Source organism: Rickettsia peacockii str. Rustic (assembly GCF_000021525.1).
Classification (GTDB): Bacteria; Pseudomonadota; Alphaproteobacteria; order Rickettsiales; family Rickettsiaceae; genus Rickettsia; species Rickettsia rickettsii.
The window spans coordinates 657,129-670,612 of sequence record NC_012730.1 but is presented as its reverse complement, the minus strand read 5'-3'; the positions used below and the strand labels follow the sequence as shown (position 1 = coordinate 670,612).

Below are 13,484 nucleotides of genomic sequence, written 5' to 3'. Positions count from 1 at the left end.
CAGCCGTAGGCTGCGTGGCAATCTAGGAGAAATAATAAAAAACTTCTGATTTACAGAATTTTTTTCTTCCTTGTTTTGTCAAAACTTACAGCTTTTCCTTGCAATGATGGGAAACAAGATCCATGCAATTGTTACAAAGTAATATTAATTTAAGAGAAAAATAAGGATATTTATAAATGTCTCAGAAAGCAATAAAAGGTTATATTAACTTGATAATTCCAGCTGCTGGAGCCACTCCTGCACCTCCTATAGGACCGGCCCTAGGACAAAGAAAAGTTAATATTGCAGCATTTTGTAAAGATTTTAATGATGCTACGCAAGGTATGGAAAAAGGAATACCTCTGCCAACCGTAATTACCGTTTATGAAGATAGTAGTTTTTCGTTTAAAATAAAAACTCCTCCTGCTGCTTACTTTTTAAAGAAATATGCTAAAATTACTAAAGGTTCTAGTTCTACTAAAAAAGAAGCCGTAGTAGGTAAAGTTACTATGGATGATTGTCGTGAAATTGCAAAGTTAAAAATGCCTGATTTAAATACAAAAAATATTGAAGCAGCAACAAAAATTATTTGTGGTAGTGCTGCATCTATGGGACTTGAAGTAGTAGGGAATTAATTATTATGTCAAATAAGAAAGATGTTGCTGTAAAAATTAGCGGCGGTAAAAAAATAAGAGAAGCTAGAGAAAAAGTAAAATCAGATACTTTATATAATTTAACAAATGCAGTTGAACGATTAAAATCAGCATCATATGTTAAATTTGATCCAACCTTAGAAATAGTTATGAAGCTTGGAATTGATTCTAGGCATTCCGATCAAATGGTACGTGGTGTAGTTAATTTACCTGCCGGTACAGGCAAAACCGTAAGAGTTGCCGTTATTTGTAAAGAAGAAAGAGAAGAAGAAGCTAAAAGTGCCGGAGCAGATTTAGTAGGTTCAACAAATATTATTGATGAAATTAAAGCAGGGAAAATTAATTTTGATGTATGTATAGCTACTCCCGATATGATGGCAGCTATAGGTTCGGTTGCAAGAATTTTAGGACCAAAAGGTTTAATGCCCAACCCTAAACTTGGTACCGTAACTTTAGATATTAAAAATGCTATTAAAAATGCTAAAAGCGGTCAGGTAGAATATAGAGCAGAGAAAGCAGGTATAATTCATGCAGGGCTTGGAAAATTATCTTTTTCAGACCAAGATTTATTAAAAAATTTAAATGCGTTTATTGAGGCAGTAATTAAAGCAAAACCTGCTGGATTAAAAGGAAGTTATTTAAAAGCAATGTATTTATCTTCTACTATGGGAGCATCGGTACAAATAGATTTAACTAGTATAGCATAATTTTTATAGCCGTTTAACGGTAGTATAGTAATAATAAAAAAATTTTGTTATTTTAAGCATTTGTATCAGTTTAAATATATTAAACTGTATTATAAAAGGAGAATTAAAAGGTGTTAAGATCAGAAAAACCGGTAGCAGTAGAGGATATTGTAAATATTTATAAAGAATCGCCCTCTATAATTATTACTCATTATCACGGGTTAACCGTTAGTCAAGTGAGTTCGCTTAGAGAATCACTTAAATCTAAAGAAGCAGGTTTTAAAGTAGTTAAAAATACTTTAGCAAAAATAGCTGCAAATCAAACAGGGCTTAATAGTATTGCTAATTTATTTGCGGGTCCTACTGCTATTGTTTATTCTAAAGAACCAGTTGAGATGGCAAAATTAGTAGTTAATTTTGCTAAGGCTAATGATAATCTTAAGATTATCGGTGGAATAGTAGATAATCACGTATTAGATGAACATTCAATAAAAGACTTTTCTAAGCTACCTACACTTAATGAGCTTAGGGGTAACATTGTTGGGTTATTACAAGCACCGGCTACTAAGGTTGTAGGTGTTTTACAAGCCACATCTTCGAGTATGGCGAGAGTAATACAAGCACATGCTAGTAAAAATTAACTTAAAGGTTACTGCATCAGGTATTTTAATTGATAATTAAAGAGCTGTTATAGTGAAAATTAATAAGGTTTTTTATAGGATATTATTCTTATTTTAAAAAAGTCTTATAATTTGAAGCACAAAAGAATTTAATTAACTTTAAAATGCCTGATGTAGTAATCTCTCAATATAAAAAAAGTAAAAAGGAAAAAATTATGGCAGATTTAGCTAAAATTGAAGAACAATTATCATCATTAACGTTAATGCAAGCAGCTGAGCTTGTGAAAATGCTAGAAGAAAAATGGGGTGTATCTGTAGCAGCTCCTGTAGCTGTAGCAGCTGCCGGTGCTGCAGCTCCTGCGGCTGAAGCAGTAGCTGAAAAAACTGAGTTTGAAGTAGTTTTAACAGCTGCCGGTGATAAGAAAGTTGAAGTAATTAAAGTTGTGAAAGATATCACAGGTCTTGGTTTAATTGAAGCTAAGAAATTAGTTGATGAAGCTCCAAAGCCGATTAAAAGCAATGTGAAAAAAGCAGAAGCAGACGAAATCAAAGGTAAGTTAGAAGCTGCTGGAGCAAAAGTTGAATTATTCGTATTTTAGATAGTTTTAAGTAAAAATTAATAAGATTCTTGTTGAAACAGTTGTTGTTATTCCAAGAAAAATCTTATGATTTTCAATCAAAAACAACTAAGTATAGATTAATTTTTTTACAGGACCTAATGTTTTTGCATTACAGATGAAATATTTTATAGCTTTAAATTAAGTTATTTTTTTGCAATAGGATAAAGCTATTACATTAAAAATCTTATTGATTAAAATAATTTGGTTAATGTACCATACATCTAGAAGTTTAAATTATTGAAATTTTCTAGGTTCTGTGAACATTTATAATTGATTTTTAGTGAAAATTAATGAGATTTTTGAAGGAATAGCTACCTATTTTAAAAAAATATTATAATTTGTTGCAACAAACAAATAACCAAAATCAAATCTTTTTGGAAATGTTCGTAGAGCCTACACAAGATCTAAATAAGAAACTTACTAGGTTTCTTTAATTTAAGTTTTATGTGAAAAATTTTAAAACAGTATATTTTATTTTACTGCAAATTATAAGTATTTTATTGAAATAGGTATCTATTCCAATAAAAACTTTATTGTTTAAAATATAAATAATTTAAATTTTATATACAGAACCTAGGTTCTGAACACTTTTGATTAATGATTATTAATTAGGAGATATTTTTAAGCGAGAATTAATAAGATTTTTGAGAGGAGAGTTTATTACTATTTCAAAAAAATCTTATGATTTACAGCTAAAAAGAGCCATAATTATGATTATTCTATTAAAAGTGCATAGGACCTAATCACTGTAATACGGGCAGTAATTTTATCAGTCAGGAGATTATATGGTTTCATTAAGGGATAATATAGAAGCACAACCCTTGTCACATAATAGAAGAATAAGAAAAAATTTCGGTCACATAAATTTAGTAGCAGATATACCGAATTTGATTGAAATTCAAAAAAATTCATATGAGAAAAACTTTCTACAGTTAAATATTAAAGATTCTGAAAGAAAAAACAAAGGTTTACAATCTATATTAAACTCAATTTTTCCTATTTCAGATTCCTCCAATATTGCTAATTTAGAATTTGTAAAATATGAATTCGATACTACAAAATATGATGTAGAAGAGTGCAGTCAAAGAAGTTTAAGTTATGCTGCTCCTCTTAAAGTTACTTTAAGATTAAGTATTTGGGATATAGATGAGGATACCGGTACTAGAGAAATTAAAGGGATTAAAGAGCAAGAAGTATATATGGGTGATATCCCATTAATGACTAAAAACGGTACTTTTATTATCAACGGTACGGAAAGAGTAGTTGTATCACAAATGCATCGCTCACCTGGTGTATTCTTTTATCATGATGAAGGAAAAGTCCACTCTTCCGGCAAGCTTTTATATTCTGCTCGTGTTATTCCATATAGAGGATCTTGGCTTGATTTAGAATTCGACGCTAAGGATGTTATTTATTTCAGGATTGATAGAAAAAGAAAGCTTTATACTACTACTTTGCTTAGAGCTATAGGTATGAGTACTGAAGAAATTATAAAATTTTATTATAATTCAGTAACTTATAAGCTTGTTAAAAATAAAGGTTGGGCGGTTAAATTTATACCTCAGCATATTACTGCGCATCGTTTAACAAGTGATTTAGTAGATGCAGATACCGGAAATATTCTACTGAAAGCAGGACAAAAAATTACTCCGCGTTTGGCTAAAAAATATTTTGGGGAAGGGCTTAATAATATTTTAGTAGCTCATGAAACTTTAATCGGCAAATATCTATCCGAAGATTTAAGAGATCCTGCAAGCGATGAAGTATTAGCAAAAATCGGTGAAATGATTACTGCTGATATGCTAAATGTTATTAATGATCTTAAAATTAAAAATGTTAACGTATTAGTAATCAATCCTCAATCCGGTCCATATATAAGGAACACCTTATTTGCTGATAAAAATCAGGATCGTGAGGCAGCATTATGTGATATTTTCAGAGTTCTAAGACCAGGCGAACCTGTTAATATCGAAGCGGCTGAAAGCCTGTTTTATAATTTATTCTTTGATACGGAAAGATATGATCTTTCAGAAGTCGGGCGAATAAAAATGAATTCTAGGTTAGAGCTGAATATTTCTGAAGAAGTTACGGTTTTAACAATTGATGATATTAAAAATATCGTAAGAGTTTTAGTAGAGCTTAAAGACGGTAAAGGTATCATAGACGATATTGATCATTTAGGTAATAGAAGGGTTAGATCGGTAGGTGAATTGATAGAAAATCAATTTAGAATAGGTTTAGTCCGAATGGAAAAATCTGTAATTGAAAGGATGTCGGCAGGTGATGTTGATACCGTAATGCCTCATGATTTAGTAAATTCTAAAATTTTAGTTGCAGTAGTAAAAGAATTTTTTAGTACCTCCCAATTATCCCAATTTATGGATCAAACAAATCCATTATCGGAAATAACTCATAAAAGAAGGCTGTCGGCACTCGGTCCCGGAGGTCTTAGTCGAGATCGAGCAGGTTTTGAGGTGCGTGACGTACATCCTACTCATTACGGTCGTATTTGTCCTATTGAAACACCTGAAGGTCAGAATATCGGGTTAATTAACTCTATGGCTACTTATGCTAGAATAAATAAACATGGTTTTATAGAGAGTCCGTATAGAAGAGTTAAAGATGGATGTGTAACCGATGAAGTGGTATATCTTTCTGCTATTGAAGAAGGTAAATACAAAATCGGACAAGCAAATTCTAAAATTAATAAAGACGGAAAGCTACAAGGAGAGTTTATTAATTGCCGTGTTGAAGGCGGTAATTTTGTAATGGTAGAACCGTATGAGGTAGACTTCATTGATGTGACTCCTATGCAGGTAGTATCGGTTGCGGCTTCTCTTATACCTTTCTTAGAAAACGATGATGCGAACCGTGCTTTGATGGGTTCAAACATGCAAAGACAAGCCGTTCCTTTAATTAAAACGGATGCACCTTTTGTAGGTACCGGAGTTGAAGGGGTAGTAGCTAAAGATTCCGGAGCGTCAGTGCTTGCATTACATGACGGTATTGTTGAGCAGGTAGATTCAAATAGAATCGTGATTAGAATTCTAGAACAAAAAGTTGACGGTTCTCCTTCGGTTGATATTTATAACTTACTAAAATTCCAAAAATCCAATCATAATACTTGTATAAATCAAAAGCCTTTAGTTAAGGTCGGTCATTACGTTAAGAAAAACGATATTATAGCTGACGGTCCTAGTACGGATAACGGTGAAATTGCTTTAGGTCGAAACGTGCTTGTGGCTTTCTTACCTTGGAACGGTTATAATTTTGAAGATTCCATTTTAATATCCGAACGTATAGTAAAAGAGGATGTATTTACATCTATTCATATTGAAGAGTTTGAAGTAATAGCTAGAGATACACGCCTTGGTCCTGAAGAAATTACCCGTGATATACCGAATGTAAGTGAAGAAGCGTTGCGTCATCTTGATGAGGTCGGAATAATTTATATAGGTGCAGAAGTACAAGCCGGTGATATTTTAGTTGGAAAAGTAACACCAAAAAGTGAATCGCCTATTACTCCTGAAGAGAAGCTACTACGTGCTATTTTCGGGGAAAAAGCTTTTGACGTAAAAGATTCATCGCTGCATGTACCTTCCGGAGTGAACGGAACTGTAGTAGAAGTAAGGGTATTTTCTCGTAGAGGTGTAGAAAAAGACCAGCGAGCTATTGCTATTGAAAAACAACAAATTGAAAAATTCGCAAAAGACAGAGACGATGAATTAGAAATTATTGAGCATTTTGTGTTTAGTTGGCTTGAAAAGCTTTTAGTAGGGCAGGTGATTATTAACGGTCCTAAGCAAGCAACAGTAGGACAAACTATTACTACTGAAATGCTAAAAGGCTTATCTAAAGGGCAATTTTGGCAGATTACCGTGGAAGATGCAAATGTAATGAATGAAATAGAGCAGATAAAGACTCATTATGATGAGAAAAAAGAGGCTCTTGATAAAAGATTTGCTACTAAGGTAGAGAAATTGCAAAGTGGTGATGATTTACCTCAGGGAGCTTTAAAAGTAGTAAAAGTATTTATTGCAACTAAGCATAAATTACAACCCGGGGATAAAATGGCAGGAAGACACGGAAATAAAGGTGTTATTTCACGTATCGTACCTGAAGAAGATATGCCGTTTTTAGAAGATGGAACTGTGGTAGATATCGTTCTTAACCCTCTAGGTCTTCCGTCCCGTATGAATATAGGACAGATTTTAGAAACGCATCTTGGGTGGGCATCAATAAATTTAGCAAAAAAAATATCTACCTTAGTAAAGGAATATAAAAATAAACATATAGGTATTGAGCAGATTAAGAAATTCTTAATTGAACTGTATGGAGAAAATATTAATTCTATACTTGAAAGACCGGAAGAAGAGATTATCGCTTTTTGTAAGAAAGTAAGTAAAGGCGTACATTTTGCAACTCCTGTATTTGACGGAGCAAAAGTTCAGGACGTTAAAGATATGCTAAAGCTTGCCGGTCAAGACCCTTCAGGACAAGTGAAATTAATTGACGGTAGAACCGGTGAATATTTTGACCGTCTAGTAACCGTCGGACAGAAATATTTGCTGAAATTGCATCATTTAGTCGATAATAAAATTCACTCCCGTTCTATAGGACCTTATAGCTTAGTAACGCAGCAACCGCTTGGAGGTAAGTCTCATTTCGGCGGACAGCGTTTCGGAGAAATGGAATGCTGGGCATTACAAGCTTACGGTGCAGCTTATACGTTACAGGAAATGTTAACGGTTAAGTCGGATGACGTAAACGGTAGGATCAAAACTTATGATTCTATAGTACGTGGTGAAAATAATTTTGAATCAGGCATTCCTGAATCATTTAATGTTATGATAAAAGAATTTAGATCTTTATGTCTTAACGTAAAGCTTGAAGTAACTTCAAGTTAAGAAAGACAGGTCATTTAAACAGATAAAAAACTTGTTTTTTATCTGTTTAACTAGATTCCCGCTTTTGCGGGAATGACATATAGGGTGCAATAAGAACTCTGGGTAGACGAAGGTCAATTTCAAAAAGAGCTAGGAGTTCACAAGGCGAGGAGCGGAGCGTATACTTAATACGTGAGCACCGCAGAACTTGTAGAACGACAACGCCAATTTTTGAAATTCACCGAGTATATACGAGTAATTTTTAAGGAAAAGTATTTATGAGCGTAGTAAATTTTTACGGACAATTAAGTAATACTCAACAATTTGATCAGATAAGGATTAATATAGCAAGTCCCGATCAGGTACGTTCGTGGTCTTTCGGTGAAGTAACAAAACCTGAAACAATTAACTATCGAACTTTTAAACCTGAGAAAGATGGTTTATTTTGTGCAAGAATTTTTGGTCCGGTAAAAGATTATGAATGTCTCTGCGGTAAATATAAGCGGATGAAAAACCGTGGCATTACGTGTGAGAAATGCGGCGTTGAAGTTACGGTTTCTAGAGTAAGACGTGAAAGAATGGGGCATATTGAACTTGCAGCTCCCGTTGCTCATATTTGGTTTTTAAAGTCGCTACCTTCAAGAATTAGTACACTTCTTGATATGACAATGCGAGATGTAGAAAAGATTCTTTATTTTGAAAATTATGTAGTAGTTGACCCAGGGCTATCGATTTTACAAAAAGGCGAACTCTTAACAGAGGAAGAATTACAGAAAGCAAAAGATAAGTACGGTGAAGATGCATTTACTGCCTCTATAGGTGCAGAAGTAATACAACAAATGCTTAAAGAGCTTGATTTTTCAAAGTTAAAGCAAGAGTTATACGAGGAATTACAAACCACTTCTTCAGAAGTCAAAAAGAAAAAATTAGTAAAGCGTTTAAAATTAGTAGAGAATTTTTTAGAGTCGGAAAACAAGCCGGAATGGATGATTATGGATGTTTTACCGGTTATTCCTCCTGAAATTAGACCGCTTGTTATGCTTGACGGCGGAAGATTTGCTACTTCAGACTTAAATGAACTTTATAGAAGAGTAATTAATAGAAATAATCGTTTAAAGAAATTAATAGAGTCAAAAGCTCCTGATATAATAGTCAGAAACGAAAAAAGAATGTTACAAGAAGCGGTGGATGCGTTATTTGATAACGGTCGTCGCGGTAGAGCAGCGAAAAATGCTAATAAGCGTCCATTTAAGTCATTAAGTGATATGCTTAAAGGTAAGCAGGGGCGTTTCCGTCAGAACTTGCTAGGTAAGAGGGTTGATTACTCAGGACGTTCGGTTATCGTGGTAGGACCTGAGCTTAAACTTCACCAGTGCGGTTTACCTAAAAAAATGGCTCTGGAGTTATTTAAGCCGTTTATTTATTCTAAGCTTGAGTTGTACGGCATCGCTACAACTATTAAAGCCGCTAAAAGAATGGTGGAAGCTGAAAAATCCGAAGTGTGGGACGTGCTTGAAGAGGTAATTAGAGAGCATCCGGTTTTACTGAATAGGGCTCCGACGTTACATAGGCTTGGTATTCAAGCATTTGAACCGCTATTAATTGAAGGTAAAGCGATCCAGCTTCATCCGCTTGTGTGTGCTGCGTTCAATGCGGATTTTGATGGTGATCAGATGGCAGTACATATCCCGTTATCGATTGAAGCACAGCTTGAAGCTAGGGTATTTATGATGTCTACAAATAATATCTTAAGCCCCGCAAACGGTCGTCCTATCATTGTACCGGATAAAGATATAGTGCTTGGTTTATATTATCTAACCCTTGCATTTGATAATGAAGTAGGCGCAGGGATGATGTTCTCAGATTTAGCTGAGATGGAACATGCTTTATATAATAAATTTATAACTATTCATACAAAGATAAAATATCGTAGAAATCAGTTAAATGCCGAAGGTAAAATGGTCCCTGTTATCATTGATACTACTTACGGTAGATTAATGGTCGGTGAGTTATTGCCTTCTAACCCTAATATAGAATTCAAGTTTATTAATAAACAACTAACTAAAAAAGACATATCATTAGTTATAGATTTAGTTTATCGTCACTGCGGTCAAAAAGCTACGGTAATTTTTGCCGATCAGCTAATGAAACTAGGTTTTAAATATGCTTGTTCTTCAGGTATTTCTTTTGGAATGGACGATATGGTAGTACCGGAATCTAAGAGTACTCATATCAACGAAACTCAGCTTGAAATAAAAGAATTTGAACAACAATATTCAAACGGTTTAATTACTTACGGAGAGAAATATAATAAAGTAGTCGATGCTTGGTCAAGATGTACCGATAGAGTAGCAAACGACATGATGAAAGAGATTGCTACGCCGCCGGTTAATGATGCTCCAAATCATCAGAAAATAAATGCTATATATATGATGGCTATTTCCGGAGCAAGAGGTTCTTTCCAGCAAATTAAGCAGCTAGGCGGTATGCGAGGTTTAATGACCAAATCAAACGGTCAAATTATACAAACTCCTATTATCTCTAACTTTAAGGAAGGATTAACTGAATTTGAGTGTTTTAATTCTGCTAACGGAATGCGTAAAGGGCAAATAGATACGGCTTTAAAAACGGCAAGCTCAGGTTACTTAACAAGAAAATTAGTAGATGTTGCACAAGATTGTATTATTACTGAAAAAGATTGTGGAACTGATAAAGGAATTGAAGTTAAGAGTGTTATTGAAGGTGGAGAAGTTATAGTACCTTTAGCTGAAAAGATTTTAGGTCGTACTGCTGCTATTGATATATTTCATCCGGTAACTAATGATCTAATTCTCAATAAAGGCGAGCTTATTAATGAAGCAAAGTTAGAGCAGATTGAGTCGGCAGGACTCGACAGAATTATGATAAAATCCGTATTAACCTGTGAAAGTACTACCGGTATATGTAGCATATGTTACGGTAGGGATCTTGCTACCGGTACATTAGTATCGGAGGGTGAAGCAATTGGGGTTATTGCTGCTCAATCTATCGGTGAACCGGGTACGCAGCTTACAATGAGAACTTTCCATATCGGAGGAGCGGCAACAAAAGGTGCTGAGGTTTCTTCCGTAGACGCTTCCTATGACACAAAAGTGAAAATTATAAGTCGTAACGTTGTGATTAATTCTGAAGAACGCAAAATTGTTATGAGCCGAAATTGTGAATTATTATTGCTTGATAATCACGGTAATGAAAAGGCTCGTCATAAAATTCCATACGGTGCTAGATTACTTGTTGATGACGGTGATATGGTGATTAAAACTCAAAAACTAGCAGAATGGGATCCTTATACTATACCGATTATCACGGAGAAGTCAGGTAAAGTTTTATTCAAAGATATGGTTGAGGGTATTTCTATTCGTGACGTAACTGACGAAGCTACCGGAATACCGAGTAAAGTTATTATTGAATCAAAGCAATATTCACGCGGTGCAGAATTACGTCCGCGTATACAGCTTTTAGATGCTAAAGGTGAAGTTATCACCTTATTAAACGGTTTAGAAGCTAGATATTACTTGCCGGTTGGAGCAGTTTTAAGCGTAGAAGACGGAGTACAAATATCGGTAGGTGATATCATTGCACGTATACCGAAAGAATCAACCACTACTAAAGATATTACCGGTGGTTTACCAAGAGTTGCCGAGCTTGTAGAAGCAAGACGCCCTAAAGATCATGCAGTTATTGCCGAAATTGACGGTAGAGTAGAATTCGGTAAAGACTATAAATCTAAAAGACGTATTATTATACATCCGATTGATGAAACAATGTCTATTGAATATATGGTACCAAAAGGCAAGCATGTTGTAGTTAACGAAGGTGACTTTGTTAAAAAAGGTGATTTATTGATTGACGGTAATCCGGTACTTCAAGATATTTTAAAAGTAATGGGCGTAGAGGTTCTTGCAAATTATATTGTTAATGAGGTTCAAGCCGTTTATCGTCTACAAGGTGTAAAGATTGATGATAAGCACATAGAAGTTATTATTCGTCAGATGTTACAAAAAGTAGAGGTTACGGATTCAGGCGGAACTACGTTATTAGCAGGTGAAAAAATAGATAGACATGAATTTGATGAGATAAATGAAAAAGCTATGAAAAATGGTTTAAAACCTGCTGAAGCACAATTAATATTACAAGGTATTACTAAAGCTTCTCTGCAAACTAGATCGTTTATCTCCGCGGCATCATTCCAAGAGACTACTAGAGTTTTAACTGAAGCAGCTATTGCTGGTAAAGTAGATAAGTTGCGAGGACTAAAAGAAAACGTGATAGTTGGACGATTAGTACCTGCTGGAACCGGTTACTTTATGGATAAAATGCGTAAAGCAGCCGTAAAGCTTGATGAAGAGAATGTATAAATATACTAAGATAGAACTTGAAAAATTGGCTGTGTCGTCTTTGTAAGTCGTAGGATGCTGAACGTTTAATATACTCTCTGCTCCTCGATTTACAGACCCTTTGCTCTTTTCCAAGTGGATCTTCGTATATACCGGATAGTTTATAAAAAACCCGTCATTGCAAGCCAACATTTATGCTGGCGTGGCAATCTCATGAAATAATAACAAACTCCCCTGAGCTGGCTTCGTCAATTACTTTGTAATGTCCTTGCAATGACGAGGTGGTATCCACGCAACAATGCCTTCCTAGCTAGAAGCGGGAATCCAGAAAAATAACCTTACTACACATTATTGACAAAAAAAGCCTATAAAAAACTTGGTTTTTTATAGGCTTTTTCTTATTGCCCACTTGCAAAATGACGCTTTAATAACAAGCAATCGGTGCTGTTAAATGCTCGTAGGCTTGACCTAAATAAGATACTGGTTGTTCAAAGGTATACGTATTATTGTTATCATAATTACCGTATAATTGTAATCTTGCTAAAGAATCGTCATATTGGAAGTTTTCAAGTGTTTCTTGATTTTTAGATATCTGAATTTCTGCTAAACAATGTTCAACATAAGTTTTCAGTACTTCTTGACGAATTGCATCATGTAAAGCTTTTAACATGAGTAAGTTTACTAATGGGTTAATACTATTATTTGCATTAGTAGTAATCGTAGCTTCTTCGTGTTTTTGATCAATAGACATCTTTCCAAACTTCACTTCTAGAGGTAATTTAGACGTCGATCCGGTACTCGCATCCTCACTTATGTCTATATACGCTGCGGTGCTGCGTTCCGTATCTCTTTTAAATTCCTCTCTATAAGCTGGTTTAGAAAGATGTCTAACAGGCAATTCAGAAATTAAAGACTCTTCATTGCTTACTTCTACCTTCTCTGTTTCAAGATTTGCTGATGCAGCATTGACTTTTTCTTCAAAATTTATCTTTGGGAAAAGTGCTGTCACATCCGTTATTTCAAGTTTTCCTCCTTTTTTACCTACTTCATAAGCTTTAGCAATAATGTGTTTATAAATAACGTCAATTAATGCTCGTTTTGTTTGTATTTCATCAGAATAGTTAATTCCTCCTTCATTCCAAAACTTTACTATTCTAGACAAAGCAGGAATATATTTACTGGCCTTTGCTAAAAATTTTTGTATAAATGTAGGTTCAATAATAGGGGTTAATGTAGGATTTTCTTCATATTGTCTAAATACATACTCGACAATTTTAGGTATATTTTGATCTGGTTCTACTTCGTCAGGTAAGCCGTGTAATATTTTTTTGGCTGTTGCTTGACCCATCTTCTCATGCAAAATATTAACCCCGATCCATGTCCATGACGGATTAGCCGTAAAACAAAGCTTTGCTATATAAAATGCTAGCGATATAGGTAGAGATAATAACTTTAAATAGTTAAGGCAATTATATCGTATTGGATGAGGAGTGAGACTATAAATCTTACCCATATCTTGGTTTAACTCACATGATGCTTTAATCATTGTATACTTCTGCTTAATTAAATGAGAAGTGATGTCATATACTGTATTATTACTTAAATTTAACTAATTCGTCAGTAAGATATAAAAAACGTTAACATTTGTCAAATGCTATTTAATG

General features: G+C 34.3%; 7 protein-coding genes. 6 read left to right on the top strand and 1 reads right to left on the bottom strand.

The window, feature by feature from the left end; translation table 11 throughout:
* Positions 1–176 precede the first annotated feature (176 nt).
* The 6 genes from rplK (at position 177) to rpoC (ending at position 11,841) form a co-directional block, all read left to right on the top strand.
* Positions 177–614 (top strand): 50S ribosomal protein L11, encoded by a 438-nt coding sequence (gene rplK / locus RPR_RS04005; RefSeq protein ID WP_012736727.1) that lies wholly within the window; start codon positions 177–179, stop codon positions 612–614.
* A 5-nt stretch (positions 615–619) separates the two neighbouring features.
* Positions 620–1,339, top strand: a complete 720-nt coding sequence (gene rplA, locus RPR_RS04000) for a 50S ribosomal protein L1 (protein WP_010976849.1) — start codon at positions 620–622, stop codon at positions 1,337–1,339.
* A 110-nt stretch (positions 1,340–1,449) separates the two neighbouring features.
* Entirely contained in the window at positions 1,450–1,959 is a 510-nt protein-coding gene (gene rplJ / locus RPR_RS03995; protein ID WP_012736726.1) for a 50S ribosomal protein L10, read from the top strand.
* A gap of 194 nt (positions 1,960–2,153) precedes the next feature.
* Positions 2,154–2,537 carry a 50S ribosomal protein L7/L12 gene (gene rplL / locus RPR_RS03990; protein ID WP_085065809.1) on the top strand — a complete coding sequence of 128 codons (384 nt, stop codon included), beginning with the start codon at positions 2,154–2,156 and terminating at the stop codon, positions 2,535–2,537.
* 806 nt (positions 2,538–3,343) lie between these two features.
* Positions 3,344–7,465 (top strand): DNA-directed RNA polymerase subunit beta, encoded by a 4,122-nt coding sequence (gene rpoB, locus RPR_RS03985; RefSeq protein ID WP_012736724.1) that lies wholly within the window; start codon positions 3,344–3,346, stop codon positions 7,463–7,465.
* Positions 7,466–7,722: 257 nt separating this feature from the next.
* Positions 7,723–11,841, top strand: a complete 4,119-nt coding sequence (rpoC, locus tag RPR_RS03980; protein WP_012736723.1) for a DNA-directed RNA polymerase subunit beta' — start codon at positions 7,723–7,725, stop codon at positions 11,839–11,841.
* Positions 11,842–12,244: 403 nt separating this feature from the next.
* Here the strand turns inward: rpoC and RPR_RS03965 are convergent, their stop codons facing one another.
* Entirely contained in the window at positions 12,245–13,366 is a 1,122-nt protein-coding gene (locus RPR_RS03965; protein ID WP_012736722.1) for a palindromic element RPE1 domain-containing protein, read from the bottom strand.
* Positions 13,367–13,484 lie beyond the last annotated feature (118 nt).

Excerpts from the sequence above, each read along its gene's own strand:
- rplK (WP_012736727.1), top strand. The coding sequence starts at position 177 with ATGTCTCAGAAAGCAATAAAAGGTTATATTAACTTGATAATTCCAGCT.
- rplA (WP_010976849.1), top strand. The coding sequence starts at position 620 with ATGTCAAATAAGAAAGATGTTGCTGTAAAAATTAGCGGCGGTAAAAAA.
- rplL (WP_085065809.1), top strand. The coding sequence starts at position 2,154 with ATGGCAGATTTAGCTAAAATTGAAGAACAATTATCATCATTAACGTTA.
- rpoB (WP_012736724.1), top strand. The coding sequence starts at position 3,344 with ATGGTTTCATTAAGGGATAATATAGAAGCACAACCCTTGTCACATAAT.
- rpoC (WP_012736723.1), top strand. The coding sequence starts at position 7,723 with ATGAGCGTAGTAAATTTTTACGGACAATTAAGTAATACTCAACAATTT.
- RPR_RS03965 (WP_012736722.1), bottom strand. The coding sequence starts at position 13,366 with ATGATTAAAGCATCATGTGAGTTAAACCAAGATATGGGTAAGATTTAT.